Below are 16,517 nucleotides of genomic sequence, written 5' to 3' on the forward strand. Positions count from 1 at the left end.
CTCTTGTCCTAAGCTGACAGCTTCCATTGGAGGCTGCCGAATGAAAAAAATCTGTTGTGTGGTGCTGGCGATGCTGCCGTTGAGCGCATTCGCCTACCCCATCGATGTACAAAAAGAACTCAACGGCCTGAAAATCGACTACACCACCTATGACACCGCTCGCGATATGGGCGCCATTAAACTGAACAACTACAGCGGTAAAGCCGCCGAATGCTCGGTGGTATTTCGCAATGGCCCGGAATCGCCGCGAACTCGCCGCGTGAGCCTGGATGCCGGCAAAAGCGCCGACCTTTCGGTCAGGTTCAACCGCGAAATCATCAAGCTGTACATCACTCTGACCTGCAAACCCAAATAAGGGCTGTTGCACAGGCGGGGCAGATACGCTCCGCTTATAAACGAATTTATTGATGGGTTATAGCAGTTATTTGTGCTTTTTCATCGATACGACTCTGTTTAATCTCCACTCCATCGACTTACAGCATTCACCGATGGAGGCTACATCCCATGTCCCACGTTCTGATCATCGAAAGCAGTGCCCGCCAGCAAGACTCAGTATCGCGTCAGCTGACTCAAACCTTCATCAGTCAATGGAAAGCCGCGCACCCAGCCGACCAGATCACCGTTCGTGACCTGGCGACCCATCCGGTTCCGCATCTGGATGCCAACCTGCTGGGTGGCTGGATGAAACCTGCCGAGCAACGCAATGAAATCGAACAGACGTCACTCGAGCGTTCGAACGAACTGACTGACGAGCTGCTGGCCGCCGACGTGCTGGTGATGGCCGCACCGATGTACAACTTCGCGATTCCCAGCACGCTGAAAGCCTGGCTCGACCATGTGCTGCGTGCGGGCGTGACCTTCAAGTACACCGCCACCGGTCCTCAGGGGCTGCTCAACGATAAAAGGGCGTTTGTCCTGACGGCTCGCGGCGGGATCCACACCGGTAGTACTTCGGATCATCAAGAACCGTACCTGCGCCAGGTCATGGCGTTCATCGGTATCCACGACGTCACCTTCATTCACGCCGAAGGCATGAACCTGGGCGGTGACTTCCACGAGAAGGGTCTGAACCAGGCCAATGCCAAGCTGGCCCAGGTCGCCTGAGCCGTTAATCGCCAGATAATCACCTGATGGTTAAGTAGCTCCCGAACCCCCTTCAAGCCGGTTCGCGCATCGAACCTCCCTTTGCACTTGTTGCTCATGAGTGCTCTAGCCCGATTGAACGCTTTAGCGAGATCGGGCTTTTTTTTGTCTGTGATTTTGTGTATTGGCTGACTGTTCGCGATAACGGGCAAAACCCGCTATCGTCGCCGCCATTCGAAACGAGGCGAGCATGGGCTATCTACTTTTTGTCACGCTGATTCAGGCGTTTTCCTTCAGTTTGATCGGCGAATACCTGGCCGGGCATGTCGACAGCTATTTCGCGGTGCTGGTGCGGGTGTTGCTGGCGGGACTGGTGTTCATTCCATTGACCCGCTGGCGTCAGGTGGAACCGGCGTTCATCCGCGGGATGTTGTTGATTGGCGCGTTGCAGTTCGGCGTGACCTACGTCTGCCTGTACCTGAGCTTTCGGGTGCTGACGGTGCCGGAAGTCTTGCTGTTCACCATTCTCACGCCGTTGCACGTGACCTTGATCGAAGATGCGCTGAATCGCCGTTTCAATCCCTGGGCGCTGGTGGCGGCATTGGTTGCCGTGCTGGGTGCGGCGGTGATCCGTTATGACCGGATTAACCCGGACTTCTTCATGGGATTCCTGCTGCTGCAACTGGCCAACTTCACCTACGCCGCAGGTCAGGTGCTGTACAAACATCTGGTGGCGCGTCATCCGAGCGATCTGCCGCACTACCGGCGTTTTGGTTACTTCTACCTCGGTGCGCTGGCGGTGGCCTTGCCGGCGTTTCTGCTGTTCGGCAAACAGAACTTCCTGCCTGAAGCGCCATTGCAGTGGGGCGTGCTGGTGTTCCTCGGATTGGTTTCCACTGCGTTGGGGCTGTATTGGTGGAACAAGGGCGCCTGTCTGGTCAATGGCGGGACGCTGGCGGTGATGAACAACCTGCACGTGCCGGTAGGGTTGTTGATCAACCTGCTGATCTGGAATCAGCATGAAGCGCTGGGACGGTTGATGTTTGGCGCGATGGTGATTCTGGCGGCGGTGTGGATCAGTCGGTTGGGTGCTCGCCGCTCGTCCGAGCAGCAGGATGATCCCCAGCAGCCCCGTCAGGGCCAGGCCTGAATTGCAGAATCGGATGCTGATCGAGAGCGCCCCAGAGGTCTTGGGTATTGAGCCAGAGCAGTTTGAGCTGCATGGGCTAAAACGACTCTTCTATAGGACGAGACGGGTCGATCAGAGCATTTAAGACGCATCGAGTGACGTTCGGGGACAAATCAGCTAACGAAATAGCCACTGTTTGCGTTCGTTTGCATAAAGAAACTCGGCCTTCGCGCTCGAAACCGTTACCCTATGCAGCTGATTTTTTGTATTTCTTCGAGGTAGCACCCGTGTTTTCCCAATTCGCCCTGCACGAACGCCTGCTCAAAGCCGTGGCCGAGCTTAAATTTGTCGAGCCAACGCCTGTGCAAGCAGCGGCTATCCCGCTCGCGCTCCAAGGGCGTGACCTGCGGGTGACTGCGCAAACCGGTAGCGGCAAAACCGCTGCATTCGTATTGCCAATCCTCAACCGTTTGATCGGCCCGGCCAAAGTCCGCGTCAGCATTAAAACCCTGATCCTGCTGCCGACCCGTGAGCTGGCCCAGCAGACCATCAAGGAAGTTGAGCGCTTTGCGCAGTTCACCTTCATCAAGTCCGGCCTGATCACCGGCGGCGAAGACTTCAAGGTCCAGGCGGCCATGCTGCGCAAGGTGCCGGACATCCTGATCGGCACCCCGGGCCGGATGATCGAGCAACTGAACGCCGGTAACCTCGACTTGAAAGAAGTTGAAGTGCTGGTGCTCGACGAAGCCGACCGCATGCTCGACATGGGCTTTGCCGAAGACGTACAGCGTCTGGTCGAAGAATGCACCAACCGTCAGCAGACCATGCTGTTCTCCGCCACCACCGGCGGTTCGGGCTTGCGCGAGATGATCGCCAAGGTCCTGAACAACCCTGAGCATTTGCAGCTCAACAGCGTCAGCCAGCTGAACGCGACCACCCGTCAGCAAATCATCACCGCTGACCACAACCAGCACAAAGAACAGATCGTTAACTGGCTGCTGGCCAACGAGACCTACCAGAAGGCGATCGTCTTCACCAACACCCGGGCCATGGCCGACCGTATCTACGGCCGTCTGGTGGCGCAGGAGTACAAGGCGTTCGTCTTGCACGGTGAGAAAGACCAGAAAGACCGCAAACTGGCAATCGACCGTCTGAAGCAGGGCGGGGTGAAGATCCTGGTCGCCACCGACGTTGCCGCTCGCGGCCTCGACGTGGAAGGTCTGGATCTGGTGATCAACTTCGACATGCCACGCAGCGGTGACGAATACGTTCACCGTATCGGTCGTACCGGTCGTGCCGGCAACGATGGCCTGGCCATCTCGCTGATCTGCCACGGCGACTGGAACCTGATGTCGAGTATCGAGCGCTACCTCAAGCAGAGCTTCGAGCGCCGCACCATCAAGGAAGTCAAAGGCACCTACGGCGGACCGAAAAAGGTCAAGGCTTCGGGTAAAGCGGTTGGCGTGAAGAAGAAAAAAGTAGACGCCAAAGGCGAGAAGAAAAAGACCGGAGCCAAGGCCCCGACCAAACGCAAGATCGCCAACCGCCCGAAGACCGACGCCCTGTCGCTGGTCAGCAAGGACGGCATGGCGCCGCTCAAGCGCCGCAAGCCAGAAGCGCCGGCCGCTGAATAACGCGCCGTAGCGATCCCATAAAAACCCGGACAGTGTCCGGGTTTTTCATTTTAATTAGTGCGGTTTAGCGCTTTATCACCGCCACACACATATCCATTTCCATCACATCGCTCTTCTGGTCGCAGGAGGCGTCTACCGGGTAGCGTTCAAAGTTGGGACGTTTGTCGTAGTCCAGGCCACTGGCCGGCATCCACTGACCGCAGAGTTCGCCCCATGCCGTGGCAATGTGCAAGGCCGGACCTTTGAAGCGGGCCACCGCGTAAAGACCGCCGGGCAGGGTGGTGACGGCGAACGGGAAGGCTGCAGTGAAACCCTCCGGGACCTCGACGCAAGCGTCGTAACGGCAATACGCGGCGGGGGTGACGCTCGGGTCGTCATGGCCGATGCCATAACAACAAAATGGGTGTCCCCTTTTTTATCCAAACCAAATGGGGACACCCATTGACGTGCCCACCCAGCCAGAAACTCTTCAGGCCCTATATTTCAATTGAGTAACATTTCTACTGTATAGAAATAAGCCGGACATCTTCCAGCAAAGGACGCAGGGCACTCTATGCAGGGCCCCTCATAAGGAAACTAGCGTGCAGGTATTAGCCCTACACCTATCACTGCCGTCGACTCGATAACGCCTGGTTTCAAGCGGTGACCGGCAATATGCCCCGGTGCTTCTGACGCCCTGTATCCGAATAAAATGACTTTACCCATGGAGTAAAAATATGAGCTTGACCAGGAAATTGTTTGTCGGCGTTGCCTTGACCAGCCTGTTGCTCGGTGGTTGCACCTCAAGAGTCACGGAGAAGGAACAGTACTCAGGGTTTCTTCCCAACTACAACAACCTGCAAGAAGTCACTACACCCAGTGGCGAGAAATCCATGCGTTGGATAAGCCCGTCCTGGAACCCGAACGCCTATGACACGGTGGCCTTCAAGCACCTGAACCTGTACCCGGTACCCAAGCCGAATGAGCGGGTCAACCGTCAGACGCTGGATCAGTTGCAAGCCTACGTGACGGACAATGCCAAGAGTGTACTGAGCCAGAAGTACAGTGTGGTACCGAACGTTCAGTCGGCCCCTGCCGGTTCGCGAGTGCTGGTTGTGCGCGCCGCGATTACCGGGGTCACGGCTTCTAACGAGGGCATGAAGTGGTATGAAGTCCTGCCGGTCACGGCTGCGATAGGCGCGACTCAGGCGGCCACCGGCCACCGCGACCAGGACACCGAGTTGTTCATCGAAGCCGAGATGATCGACGCGAACAACGGCCAGACTGTGGCCAAAGTGGTGCGCAAAGTCATGGGTGAGCAGGTGAAGAATGCAAGCCAGCCGATTACCGCCAATGATTTCAAAGCGGCGATCAAAAAGCTGAACAGTGATATGCAGGCATTCATCGAATAGCAATGAGGTGTCAACAAAGAAAAGGGGGAGGCCCATTAGCCGGTCTCGCGTCAAGGCCTCCCCTGTTTAGAGCGCTTTCACCGGTATACAAATCTCACATTCCAGCACGCCGGTTTTCTCATCGTATTGGGCCTCCACCGGATACCGTTCAAAGCACGGCCGAGCATCGAACTGCAGGCCGCTTTTGGGGAGCCAGTCGCGGCAGAGTTCGGTCCATGCGTCGGCGATTTCCGGGCCTTTGCCTTTGAATGGGGCGATGGCGTAGAGGCCGCCGGGCAGGGTAGTGACGGTGGCCTGTTTGCTGGCGCCGAAGCTGTCCGGGACTTCGACGCAGGCGTCGTAGCGGCATTTTTCGGGGGGCGTCGTGAACGGGTCGTCGTGGCCGATGCCGTAGCGCACTTGTTGCAGCAGATTGTTTTCGATCATCCACGGGGCCACGGTTTCGCGCCAGAAGGTGCCGATGCCCATGCCGTAAGGACCGACGTAGCGCATGTAGGCTACGCGTGTGGGTGGCAGTTCTTTCAAGGTGACGTTCATCGTCTGGTCCTTCATAGGAGTGAAGGCCTCAGGATCGGCGAAGTCTGTGGCCTGTGCCTGATCAGGATTGCTCAATTGCTGCTGGCGTCGTTCGCGGATGCCGGTAAGGCGCTGGTCCCAGCGTTCGGGTTCGGTGATGCGCCAGGTGCTCGGGGTCACTGAGAAGTGTTGCTTGAAGGCGCGGGAAAAGGCTTCGCCGGAGCTGAAGCCGACTTCCAGGGCAATCTCCAGAATGGAGGCTTCGGGCCTGCCGGCCAGTTGCTGGGCGGCGCAGGCCAGTCGGCGTCGGCGCAGGTAATCGCCGAGGGTTTCACCGACCCAGGCGGTGAACAAACGATGAAAGTGGTAAGGCGAGAAGTGCGCGATTTGCGCCAGATCGGCCAGCTCCAGGGGCTGGTCCAGATGTTGGTCGATATGCTCCAGCACCCGGTTCATGCTGCGCGTGTATTCGCAAAGGCTGTGGTAGGCAGGGGTCATTGGCTTCACTCGGAACAGCAGCTTGATGAACCCTTGCTCGCCGGTTCGTCTTCGTAACGATCGTGATGACGCACCCATTTCATGCCTTGCTCCTCGTTGCGGCCCTTGGGCGTCAGGTCGAGGTAGTTATAGGCGCCGACCAGCAAGTCCAGGCCACGGGCGTAGGTGGAGTAGGTGTGGAAAATTTCCCCGGCGTCATTGCGATAAAACACGCTCAGCCCAGGCAGTTCACCTTCGGTGCTGGTGCTTTTTTCGTAGTTGTACGTCGCGGTGCCGTCCGCGAGTTCCTGATCGCTGATGGACACTTTGTAATCGGCGTTGAAGTCACTGCCGGCCGACGACACCCATTTGAACTGCCAGCCCATGCGTTTGCGGAACGCCTGGAATTCGCTGAGTGGTGCGTGGGAAACCACCACCAGCGAAATGTCGTGGTGGGCCAAGTGCTGATTGGCGCCGTCGATGTGATCCGACACAAACGAGCAGCCGTGGCAGCCTTCTTCCCAACCCTTGGCAAACATGAAGTGATAGATGATCAGCTGACTGTTGCCGCCGAAAAGATCCACGAGGTTTTGCCGCCCGTCGGGGCCTTCGAACACGTAGTTCTTGTCGACTTTCACCCAAGGCAGTGCCCGGCGTTCGGCACTGAGTTTGTCGCGTTCCCGGGTAAAGGCCTTTTCGTGAATCAGATGCTGTTTGCGGGCCGCGAGCCATTCTTCTCGGGACACGACTTTGTGCTGTTGCACGCTGTTCATGACTTTCCCTCCTGCGAGGTTGGCGTTTTGTGGCTTACACAGCCTAGTCGTTTGACCGACACTGAAATCGACAAGCCGCCGATCGGTTGTCGACAGCGCAGATCGCTTAAGACGTACCCGCTGCCTTCAAGCACTTCAATGCGCTGAAATCGCTGCGTACCTTGTCGATTTTCCTCAACAGATGCTGGTGTTGATCGGCAGTGCTGTCGGCCATCAGATCGACGATCAGGCTGCGCGCCTGGGCTTCGGTGTTGGCGTAAGCCTGACGGTAGGCCGGGGTCCATAAGGTCTCGCGATCGACCAGCAGGGTTTCGATGCGTTGCGCGAAGTCGCTGCTGTGGCGTTGTTCCACCGCAGCGCTGAACAGTGCCTGCCAATGAGCGCGGTTGGCGATCCATTGCTGGTTTTGCTCGCCCAGCGCGTTGGACCAGGCAATGACGCGCTGCTTCTGAGCATTGTTGAGCGGTCCAAGCCAGTCGCCCAGGCGTTTATCCATCCGCTCGATGCGATGTTTGATCTGAAGTGCCAGCGGCGGTTTTACGTATTGGTCCTGGCGCTGACGCAGGTCTTTGGCGAAGGCCTGCTTCATCTCGTTGACCTGTTGGTCATTCAAACCCTGCAACAACTTGACTGCCGAAGGGGTGATTTCCCGAGCGGTCTGGGCGATGGCTTGCTTGGCTTCCTGGATTCTGGCTTGCAGCGCGGCGTCCGTGACTTGATGGGTTTCGACCATCTGCTGCAAACGATCGAGCCAGTCGAGGTAGCCGGGCAACTGCGTGGAACAATGCCAACTGAGGTGTTCCTTGAGGCGTTCATTGAGCCAGTCTTTCTGCTCGCTGGTCATGTCCAGGTAGTCGCTGAGCGTCCAGGGAATGATCACGTTGAGATTGCGATAGGCCATGCCCATACGGTTGCAGGCCGGCAGTGCGAAGCACAGGGTCAGGAGCAGAGCCAGGTGTTTGAACCAGCGCGACATGAGCCAATCCTTGCAAGGGCGTAGTTCTGGTGTCTGAACGCAGGATGGACCCGACAGCTCAGCCGATCAATAGAACGTACGTTTGGTTTTGCAGGATGTTGCTGGGGAGGGAGAGGGTTCCAGTCCTAGCGCTTCGAAGCTCAAAGCGCTTAGGGACCAGGGTGACGCGAGGGGGTATTACTTTTTGCCCAGGGTGATCTGCTTGGACGGGCCGAATGTCTGGCCGCTGACGCCTTTGGCAATTTGCTGGATCTCGCCGCCGGATTTAAGGAAAGCAGCAATCTGGTTGTTGATCGATTCGCTGGTTTCAACGGCTGGAGCTGGCTTTGCTTTGCTGTTGGATGCTTTTACACGCATGGCGGCCATTAACCTGTAGAAAATTAACTTGGCCAAGCATCGTACAGGAAATACTTGACAATTGCTTGGTAAATATCCCCCTGAAATAACCGAGGGCAGGTGTCAATTATTCATAAGTTGATGTTCGCAATAACCACCTAAGCGACTGTTTTAAATAAGAACGCTGGCGTGGAAAATACCGTGTATGGCTTACCGATATCAGCCCAAAGCGCCAGAACGGTCTGACGAGTGGGCCCTGCTCCGGCGCAAAACCCAGGAAAAATGAGCCTCGCAGCGGATTTTTCTTCTCAAGCAAGCCGGCTACCCAACGGCGCTGGCAAAACCGGGTAGAATGCCGTCCAGGCAATGAGGGTATTGGAAATGGCTTTAGTCGGGCGCTACAACAGCTTGCAAGTGGTTAAACACACTAACTTTGGTTTATATCTGGACGGTGGCGCGGACGGCGAAATCCTTCTGCCTAATCGTTATATTCCAAAAGATATTCCCAGCGAAGATGAAGATTGGCTGAACGTTTTTGTTTATCTGGACAGCGATGACAAACTCATCGCAACTACGGAAAAACCGAAAGTTCAGGTCGGTGAATTCGCCAGTCTTAAAGTCGTTGAAGTCAACAGCATCGGTGTGTTTCTCGACTGGGGTCTGCCCAAGGACTTGCTGCTGCCGTATTCCGAAGAAAAGCGTCAGATGACCGCCGGCGAATACTGCGTGGTGCACGTCTACCTCGACAAGCACACCCGCCGCATCACCGCGACCGCGCGCCTGGATCGCTACCTGGACAAAACCCCGGCCAACTACACACCTGGCCAGGAAGTTGACCTGCTGGTGGCCGAAGCGACCGACATGGGCTTCAAGGCAATCATCAACAACAAGCATTGGGGTTTAATCCACAAGAACGAAATCTTCAAGTTCATGCGTGCCGGCAAGGAAGAGAAGGGCTTCATCAAGGAGGTCCGTGCCGACGGCAAGATCAGCCTGAGCCTGCAACCCGTGGGCGAAGAAGCCGCCACCAGCCTGAACTCGAAGATCCTCGCCAAGTTGCGCGACAACAACGGCACCTTGCCGGTCAGCGACAAGAGCGACCCGGCGCTGATCAGCAGCCTGTTCGGTGTCAGCAAAGGCAACTTCAAGAAGGCCATCGGCGCGCTCTACAAGAACGGCCAGATCGTCATTCACGCGGATCGCATCGAGCTCAGTTAACCTTGCGCACCCGACGGTCGGTCAGCGCAGAACAGTGGGTGCGCCGTCGTTTGCACAAAGCGCTGGAGCGTTGAGTGGACGCAATAGCAAACCGCCGGCCACCAGCAAGCCGCTGCCAGCCACCATCAACGCCGGTTGCAAACCACCACTGAAATGGCTGCTCAGCGCCGCCAGCAATGGCCCGCTGAGCTGACCCACGGCGAAGCACGCGGTCAGCAGGCCGGCGTTGCGCTGGGTGGCGTGCGGCGCCAGTTCTCGCGAGCGTTGCATCACCAGTTGCATGCAGGCCAGAAACGGCGTGCCGCAGAGAATGACCCCCAAGGCCAGACCGAGACCGCTGCCCAGCAGGCAAGCGAAGACCCCGGTCGCTTGCAGCCACAACGTCGCGATCAACCAGTGGCGCGTGGTATTGGGGTTATGTCGGCGCAAACTCACCAGCAACACACCGGTGGCGGCCGCCAGACCAAAACACGGCCAGAACAGATCCGCCTGCCATTGTCCTTGAAAATGCGCGCTGGCCATCTGCGACAGGAACGTTGCCGGAATGATGTAGCCCAGACCGTACAAGGCGTAGATCAAACCCAGTCGCGCAATTCCTGCACTCTTTGAGGCGACGGCCGTGGGTGTGGCTACCACGTTTGCGGCCGGTTGCGGCAGGATCGGTAAGATCATCAGCAGCATTGCCAGGCCCACGCCGGCATACACCAGCCACAAGGTCGCGGAGCTTTGTCCCAACAGGTTCGAACCAAGAGCGAGCAAACCCGTCAGAAAAATTCCCAATCCCGGCCCGGCGAATACCAGTGCACCGAGCCGTGGGCGCCCGGCGGTCATCGCCAATGGCTGACTCAACGCGGTGATCATCACCAGCACCCAGGCGCTGGCCACGCCGGTGCCGAAGCGCAACAACAGATGTGGCCAGAAGCCTTTGGCCCAAAAGGAGGCAAGGGTCAGTAACACGCACAGCCACAATCCACCGAGCAAGCGCCGACGGACTTGCTCGGGGCGACGGGCGAACATCGCGTCTACGGCGCCAATGAAGTAGCCCAGATAATTGGCTGCCGCAATCAGACCAGCGGCGGTCAGGTCGATCTGACCTTCACTGAGCAAATGCGGCAACTGTGGGGTGAGCGCAAAGCGGCCAATGCCCATGGCCATCATCAAGGCAATGAAACTGGCGAGTAAGCGTACAAGCGGCGACATGGTCAGGATTCCTGCATCGGAGCAATGACCGTCAGGCTAGGACTGATTGACTTTCTTTAAAAATGAATAATAGTGAGTAACTTGTTCTTGTTTGGAGAAAGATGTGGAATTCAGCCAATTGCGCATCTTCCAGGCTGTGGCCGAGGAAGGTTCCATCACCCGCGCCGCCGAACGCTTGCATCGGGTGCCGTCCAATCTGTCGACCCGGCTCAAGCAGCTTGAAGACCAGCTGGGCGTAGAACTGTTCTTGCGTGAGCGTCAGCGTTTGCAGTTGTCGCCCGCAGGCAAAGTGCTGTTGGACTACACCGCCAAGCTGTTTGCCCTGCATGACGAAGCCCATGCGGCAGTGCAGGGCGGGCAACCGGCCGGCGATTTCGTGCTGGGCACCATGTACAGCACCGCGGCGATTCATCTGCCGGCGTTGCTGGCGCGCTATCACCGCACTTATCCGGCGGTGAACCTGCAAGTGCAGTCCGGGCCCAGCGGTGAGTTGCTCGAAGGTCTGCTCGCCGGGCGCCTTGATGCCGCGCTGGTCGATGGCCCGCTGCAGTTGGCCGGGCTCGACGGTGTACCGCTGTGTGACGAAAAACTGGTGCTGATCAGCGAAGCCGATCATCCGCCGGTGCGCAGCGCACTGGATGTACAGGGGCGCTCGGTGTTCACTTTTCGCCAGGGTTGTTCTTACCGAATGCGCCTGGAGGCCTGGTTTGCCCACGATCACGCGGCGATGGGCCGGGCGATGGAAATCGAGTCCTATCAAGGGATGCTGGCGTGTGTGATTGCCGGCTCCGGTGTGGCGCTGATGTCCGAGTCGATGCTCGCCAGCCTGCCTGGACGCGAGAGCGTGGCTGTACACCCGCTGGCCGAGCCTTTCGCCAGCGCCACTACTTGGCTGATGTGGCGCAAGGGCATGGTCGGCGCCAATCTCAATGCCTGGATCGAAGTGCAACAAGCGGCGTTCGGTGGTGGTTGCCAGGTTGGGGCTGATTTTGATGAATTCGGTAACAGATCTTTGCGCTCTGAGGCGAGCATTGCGTAAGACTTCGGACTACTATCTGTATGAAGCGTCTATAGAACCCGGTCGCTCAGCACTACCCTGAAGGGGGGCACCATGAAAGAGAAACTGCAAAACTGGCTCCATGACCTCGGTGTCGCGCTTGGTTTGATCGAACCACCTCTGCAACCCGTGCCAATCCGCACCGATGATGAACAACGTCGACGTCAGCAACGCCGCCGGTAACAGAGGTAAGGCGTGAAAAGATCGCAGCCTTCGACCGCATCGTCGAAGGCGCGATAGTGCTGCGATAGCGTACCCACCTCAAGCATGCTGATGCAGCCACTGATCAATCATTGTGTGCAACTTCTCCCCGGGAAAACTCCCGAAATGTCCGCCGTGCACGGTACGGATCGGCAGCGTGCGCAGGCGTTGCAGGCTGCGGGCGTAATCCTCGAGGTTGGAGTGATAGGCGTCTTCGATCAACGGTCCGTCGTAGATGATGTCGCCGCTGAACAGTGTGCCAGTGGCGGCTTCAAAGAGACTGATACCACCCGGTGAATGGCCGGGCGTGTGCAGCACTTGCAGGGTTCGATTACCCAGGTCCAGCACGTCGCCTTCTTCGATCAGTCCCGTGGCGGGCGCGGCTTTGACCCGGTATTCGGCATAGCACAGCGGGCAATCGGGGTGGGCCTCGAACATCTCGTCGCCGACAAAAGCCTTTGAAAGGGTGTTGTCGCCATCCGGCTCGGCGAGGATCTGCGCTTCGGCCGGATGCACCAGCCGTTCGGGGAATTCGTGATGACCGGCGATATGGTCGAAATGGCAATGACTGGCCACCGCCACCAAGGGTCGCTCGGTAATCCATGGCAGTTGCTCGCGCAGGCTGACCAGGCCCGAGCCGCTGTCGAGCAGCAGGTCCTTGTCGCGGCCCTGAATGTGCCACAGGTTGCAGCGGTAGAACGGTCGAATGTACGGCTCGTGAATCAAGCGAATGCCGTCGCTCAGGTGTTTGACTTCGAACCATTGGTCGCGACTGACGATCTTCATGGCGTTTTCCTCCCGCCGAAGAAAGGTGTACGGCGTCTAACCTGAGGTTAGATTGCGTTTGCCACGGCGACCGGGCGAGGGGACAGCAGGCTGACCACAACGAAACTCACCAGGCCGATACCCAGGCTGTAGTAGATCGGGGTATTGGCATCCAGGCCATCCTTGAACATGAACACCAGAGTCGTCACGAAGCCCAGGCCCATGCTGGCGATAGCGCCGGAGGTGGTTGCACGTTTCCAGAAAATGGCGTCGATCAACGGAACCAGCATGCCACCCACCAACAGGTTGTAGGCCAGGGTCAGGGCGCTGATCCCGCAACCCAATGCAGCGCAGAGCCAGAAACCGGAAATACCGTGGACGTAACCCAGGCGAACGGTACCGACGGTCGATGCGCCGCCCAGTACGGTGGCAGCCATGGTGCCCATGTAAAGGGTCGGGCCGAGGTTACGACCGGCCACGAGGTAGTCTTCGTGGGTCTTGGCCTTGCGCATGCCGTAATAGCCCAGCACCAGCATGCCGGCGGCATAGATGAGTACAACGAATAAATCCAAAGCCATGAAGCGTGTCTCCGATTGTCTTTCTTATACTGAAACAAAGGCGATTTGTGGGAGCGTGCTTGCCCGCGAATCAGTCGCTGCGGTCTCTCAGAGGCACCGAGTCATCGTTCTTCGCGGGCAAGCCCGCTCCCACAGGTAAATCGATGTCAGGCGGCTGGGCGCATGACCGGTCTAGCGAGCGAATCCGTGCCCTTGCTGCGTGGATCGTTCGGCCCGAACACGGCCGAAGGCTCCGGGAACAGGCTCAGCAATCCCAGGTACACCAACGACGCCAGGCCCAGGGTCACCGGCAGGCTGATGTCGATCCCGCCAGCCAGGTCGCCCAGTGGGCCGACAAATTGCCCCGGCAGGTTGACGAAGCACAGACCGATCAGTGCACTCGGGATCCAGGCGCCCAGGCCACGCCAGTTCCAGCCGTGCTGGAACCAGTAGCGTCCGCCTTTCTCGCCACGGGTGAACACTTGCAAGTCGTCCGGGCAGTAGAAGCCGCGACGCACCAACAGACCGATGATCATGATCACCATCCACGGGGTGGTGCAGGTGATGATCAGTACGGCGAAGGTCGACACGCTCTGCACCAGGTTCGCCGCAAAGCGCCCGATGAAGATGAAGGCAATCGACAGCACGCCAATCAGCAAGGTTGCCTTGACCCGTGACAGCAGACGCGGGAACACGCTGGACATGTCCAGCCCAGTGCCATACAGCGAGGTGGTGCCGGTGGACATGCCGCCGATCACCGCGATCAGGCACACCGGCAGGAAGAACCAGCTCGGCGACACGGCCAGCAGGCCCCCGACATAGTTGTTCGCAGCGATGTAGTCCGGTGCCTTGATCGCCACGATGGTCGCGGTAGCCAGGCCGAACATGAACGGGATCAGGGTGGCGATCTGCGAGATCACCACGGCAGCCATGATTCGGCCTTTCGAGGTTTCGCGCGGGATGTAGCGTGACCAGTCACCGAGGAACGCGCCGAAGGAAATCGGGTTGCTCATCGCCAGCAGCGTGGAGCCGATGAAGGCCGCCCAGAAACCAGGTTGACCGTGGTTGACACTGCCGGCGAAGTTCACATCGAAGGGACCGGCGAAGGCAAAGATCCCCAGCAGGAACAGCAGGCTGGCGCTCCACACCGCGATCTTGTTGACCCACAACAGGAAGCGGAAGCCATAGATGCACACCGTCAGTACCAGAATCGCGAACAGACCGTAGGCCAGGGCCAGGGTCAGGTCGTTTTCCGGAATGCCGATCAAGCGCTTGGCGCCGCCAATCAGTGCATCACCCGAGCTCCACACCGAGAGCGAGAAGAACGCGATAGCGGTCAGCAATGACAGGAACGAACCGACAATCCGCCCATGCACGCCGAAGTGCGCACCGGAAGACACAGCGTTGTTGGTACCGTTGAGCGGGCCGAACAGGCCCATGGGCGCGAGAATCAACGAACCGACCAGCACACCCAGCACAATGGCCCAGACGCCGGCTTGAAAAGACAAACCGAACAGCACCGGGAAACTGCCGAGCACGGCGGTGGCGAAGGTGTTCGAACCGCCGAAGATCATCCGGAACAAATCCAGCGGACTGGCGGTACGTTCGTGGTCGGGGATCTGTTCGACCCCGTGGGTTTCAATTTGCGTAAGGCTTTGGTCTTTGTTGTTGTTATTCATGATCAGCTCCGATTATAGAGGCGCGTTCGTCGTGTGCGAGCGTCACCTGTCTTGGCTAAGGGGAGGGCAGCCCTTCCGGCATTGCGGACAAATGTTCGTGGCAGGCCAGCCAATGGCCTTCTTGTTGTTGGCGAGACACCTGTTTTCTAAAAACAATGGTTTCGCGTTCCTGGCTGAAGTGTTGCTCACCTTGCATGCGCAGCTCGGTGGCCACGTCATGGACAAACACCGCCACGTCACCTTGCAGGCTGATGAAGGCGTTGCTTGAGGTGCACGAAAGCACCTCGAAGCCATCCTCGGAGCGCCAGGTGTCCCACAGTGCCTGATAGGCATCGCGCGACAGCAACGGCTGTTCGAGGGTGTAGAACACGAAACTGGCGTCAAAGCTGAAAGCGCCGAAGTAAGCTTCGCGATCATTTCGAGCGAACGCCGACACCAGTTCGGCGGCAGCGTTGAGAACCTGATTACGTGCGTTCATGGTCAAACCTCAGCGGTGGGCCACGCCCGGCAGTACGCAGAGCATTTCGTACAGCAGGTTGGCGCCCAGCAGCGAGGTGTTGCCGGTGGTGTCGTAAGGCGGCGAGACTTCTACCAGATCGCAGCCGACCAGGTCGAGGCCCTGGCAGCCACGAACGATTTCGATCGCCTGAATGGTCGTCAGCCCCCCGATTTCCGGGGTGCCGGTGCCTGGAGCCCAGGCCGGGTCGATGCCGTCGATGTCGAAACTCAGGTACACCGGACCACCGCCGACTTTTTCGCGGACCTCAGCCATCAGTGCGTTCAGCGATTTGTGCCAGCACTCTTCAGCCTGAACCACGCGGAAGCCCTGCTTGCGACTCCAGTTGAAGTCTTCAGCGGTGTAGCCCTGAGCGCGCAGGCCAATTTGCACGACGCGGTCGCAGTCCAGAAGACCTTCTTCAACGGCGCGACGGAAGGTGGTGCCGTGGGCGATCTTCTCGCCGAACATGTGATCGTTCACATCGGCGTGGGCGTCGATGTGCACCAGGCCGACCTTGCCGTGCTTTTTATGGATGGCACGCAGGATCGGCAGGGTGATGGTGTGGTCGCCACCGAGGGTCAGCGGGATCACGTCGTGTTCGAGGATCTCGTTGTAAGACTCTTCGATGATGCGCACGGCGTCCAGCAGGTTGAAGGTGTTGATCGCCACGTCACCGATGTCGGCAACCGACAGCGAGTCGAACGGCGCAGCACCGGTGGCCATGTTGTACGGGCGGATCATCACCGATTCAGCACGGATCTCACGCGGCCCGAAGCGGGTGCCGGGGCGCAGCGAAGTACCGATGTCCAGCGGCACGCCAATGAAGGCAGCGTCCAGGCCGGCAGCGGTTTGCAAGTGGGGGAGTCGCATCATGGTGGCGATGCCGCCGAAGCGCGGCATTTCATTGCCGCCCAGTGGTTGGTGAAGAATCTTGTCCACGGGTATGGCCTCATCATCATTGTTTTATTTATGGGGTTGCACCGCGCAAAGGGATTGCACAGGCACCTGTTGAGCGGATTCTGCGAA

The 16,517-nt window shown here is 58.4% G+C and carries 18 protein-coding genes and 1 pseudogene; 8 read left to right on the forward strand and 11 right to left on the reverse strand.

Annotated elements, in window-relative coordinates:
- The first annotated feature begins 40 nt into the window (after positions 1 to 40).
- The 4 genes from AC1RPZ_RS23940 to AC1RPZ_RS23955 all read left to right on the forward strand — a co-directional run bounded on the left by AC1RPZ_RS23940 (position 41) and on the right by AC1RPZ_RS23955 (position 3,846).
- Positions 41 to 355 carry a 3-phosphoglycerate kinase gene (locus AC1RPZ_RS23940; protein ID WP_493139939.1) on the forward strand — a complete coding sequence of 105 codons (315 nt, stop codon included), beginning with the start codon at positions 41 to 43 and terminating at the stop codon, positions 353 to 355.
- A gap of 149 nt (positions 356 to 504) precedes the next feature.
- Positions 505 to 1,104, forward strand: coding sequence for an FMN-dependent NADH-azoreductase (locus AC1RPZ_RS23945; RefSeq protein WP_493139941.1), 600 nt, complete (start codon positions 505 to 507; stop codon positions 1,102 to 1,104).
- A gap of 229 nt (positions 1,105 to 1,333) precedes the next feature.
- On the forward strand, positions 1,334 to 2,233 hold the full coding sequence (locus AC1RPZ_RS23950) for a carboxylate/amino acid/amine transporter (RefSeq protein WP_493139943.1): 900 nt from the start codon (positions 1,334 to 1,336) through the stop codon (positions 2,231 to 2,233).
- Between the two features lie 266 nt (positions 2,234 to 2,499).
- Positions 2,500 to 3,846 carry a DEAD/DEAH box helicase gene (locus tag AC1RPZ_RS23955; RefSeq protein ID WP_493139944.1) on the forward strand — a complete coding sequence of 449 codons (1,347 nt, stop codon included), beginning with the start codon at positions 2,500 to 2,502 and terminating at the stop codon, positions 3,844 to 3,846.
- A 64-nt stretch (positions 3,847 to 3,910) separates the two neighbouring features.
- On the opposite strand, the pseudogene AC1RPZ_RS23960 reads toward AC1RPZ_RS23955, so the two are convergent.
- Positions 3,911 to 4,240, reverse strand: a pseudogene (locus AC1RPZ_RS23960) (AraC family transcriptional regulator); the annotation flags it as partial.
- 322 nt (positions 4,241 to 4,562) lie between these two features.
- On the opposite strand from AC1RPZ_RS23960, the gene AC1RPZ_RS23965 reads away from it, so the two are divergent.
- Positions 4,563 to 5,237, forward strand: coding sequence for a DUF3313 domain-containing protein (locus tag AC1RPZ_RS23965; RefSeq protein ID WP_493139945.1), 675 nt, complete (start codon positions 4,563 to 4,565; stop codon positions 5,235 to 5,237).
- Positions 5,238 to 5,303: 66 nt separating this feature from the next.
- Here AC1RPZ_RS23965 and AC1RPZ_RS23970 read toward each other — a convergent pair whose 3' ends face one another.
- The 4 genes from AC1RPZ_RS23970 to AC1RPZ_RS23985 form a co-directional block, all read right to left on the reverse strand.
- On the reverse strand, positions 5,304 to 6,251 hold the full coding sequence (locus tag AC1RPZ_RS23970) for an AraC family transcriptional regulator (protein ID WP_493139946.1): 948 nt from the start codon (positions 6,249 to 6,251) through the stop codon (positions 5,304 to 5,306).
- Between the two features lie 5 nt (positions 6,252 to 6,256).
- A complete protein-coding gene (locus AC1RPZ_RS23975) occupies positions 6,257 to 7,003 on the reverse strand; it encodes a DUF899 domain-containing protein (RefSeq protein WP_493139947.1) in 747 nt (248 codons plus the stop codon).
- Between the two features lie 106 nt (positions 7,004 to 7,109).
- A complete protein-coding gene (locus AC1RPZ_RS23980) occupies positions 7,110 to 7,979 on the reverse strand; it encodes a DUF6279 family lipoprotein (protein ID WP_493139948.1) in 870 nt (289 codons plus the stop codon).
- Positions 7,980 to 8,156: 177 nt separating this feature from the next.
- Positions 8,157 to 8,345, reverse strand: a complete 189-nt coding sequence (locus tag AC1RPZ_RS23985; RefSeq protein WP_017337097.1) for a PFL_1563 family small protein — start codon at positions 8,343 to 8,345, stop codon at positions 8,157 to 8,159.
- Between the two features lie 351 nt (positions 8,346 to 8,696).
- On the opposite strand from AC1RPZ_RS23985, the gene AC1RPZ_RS23990 reads away from it, so the two are divergent.
- The gene (locus AC1RPZ_RS23990) at positions 8,697 to 9,533 is read left to right on the forward strand and encodes a CvfB family protein (protein WP_427529808.1); all 837 of its coding nucleotides are present in this window, start codon (positions 8,697 to 8,699) and stop codon (positions 9,531 to 9,533) included.
- Between the two features lie 21 nt (positions 9,534 to 9,554).
- Here the strand turns inward: AC1RPZ_RS23990 and AC1RPZ_RS23995 are convergent, their stop codons facing one another.
- The gene (locus AC1RPZ_RS23995; RefSeq protein WP_493139949.1) at positions 9,555 to 10,733 is read right to left on the reverse strand and encodes an MFS transporter; all 1,179 of its coding nucleotides are present in this window, start codon (positions 10,731 to 10,733) and stop codon (positions 9,555 to 9,557) included.
- Positions 10,734 to 10,836: 103 nt separating this feature from the next.
- Here AC1RPZ_RS23995 and ptrR point away from each other — a divergent pair, with 103 nt between their 5' ends.
- Positions 10,837 to 11,772: a putrescine utilization regulator PtrR gene (ptrR, locus tag AC1RPZ_RS24000; RefSeq protein WP_493139950.1), complete on the forward strand. Its 936-nt coding sequence runs from the start codon at positions 10,837 to 10,839 to the stop codon at positions 11,770 to 11,772.
- 72 nt (positions 11,773 to 11,844) lie between these two features.
- Positions 11,845 to 11,973 (forward strand): PA1414 family protein, encoded by a 129-nt coding sequence (locus AC1RPZ_RS24005; RefSeq protein ID WP_009042667.1) that lies wholly within the window; start codon positions 11,845 to 11,847, stop codon positions 11,971 to 11,973.
- Between the two features lie 78 nt (positions 11,974 to 12,051).
- Here the strand turns inward: AC1RPZ_RS24005 and AC1RPZ_RS24010 are convergent, their stop codons facing one another.
- The 5 genes from AC1RPZ_RS24010 to speB all read right to left on the reverse strand — a co-directional run bounded on the left by AC1RPZ_RS24010 (position 12,052) and on the right by speB (position 16,430).
- The gene (locus tag AC1RPZ_RS24010; RefSeq protein WP_493139951.1) at positions 12,052 to 12,777 is read right to left on the reverse strand and encodes an MBL fold metallo-hydrolase; all 726 of its coding nucleotides are present in this window, start codon (positions 12,775 to 12,777) and stop codon (positions 12,052 to 12,054) included.
- A 47-nt stretch (positions 12,778 to 12,824) separates the two neighbouring features.
- Positions 12,825 to 13,334 (reverse strand): hypothetical protein, encoded by a 510-nt coding sequence (locus AC1RPZ_RS24015; RefSeq protein ID WP_493139952.1) that lies wholly within the window; start codon positions 13,332 to 13,334, stop codon positions 12,825 to 12,827.
- A gap of 146 nt (positions 13,335 to 13,480) precedes the next feature.
- The gene (locus AC1RPZ_RS24020) at positions 13,481 to 14,992 is read right to left on the reverse strand and encodes a purine-cytosine permease family protein (protein ID WP_493139953.1); all 1,512 of its coding nucleotides are present in this window, start codon (positions 14,990 to 14,992) and stop codon (positions 13,481 to 13,483) included.
- A 55-nt stretch (positions 14,993 to 15,047) separates the two neighbouring features.
- A complete protein-coding gene (locus AC1RPZ_RS24025) occupies positions 15,048 to 15,470 on the reverse strand; it encodes a YybH family protein (RefSeq protein WP_493139954.1) in 423 nt (140 codons plus the stop codon).
- A gap of 9 nt (positions 15,471 to 15,479) precedes the next feature.
- Positions 15,480 to 16,430 carry an agmatinase gene (gene speB / locus AC1RPZ_RS24030; protein ID WP_493139956.1) on the reverse strand — a complete coding sequence of 317 codons (951 nt, stop codon included), beginning with the start codon at positions 16,428 to 16,430 and terminating at the stop codon, positions 15,480 to 15,482.
- Between the last annotated feature and the right edge of the window lie 87 nt (positions 16,431 to 16,517).

The organism is Pseudomonas sp. GW822-FHT02D10, assembly GCF_058802345.1.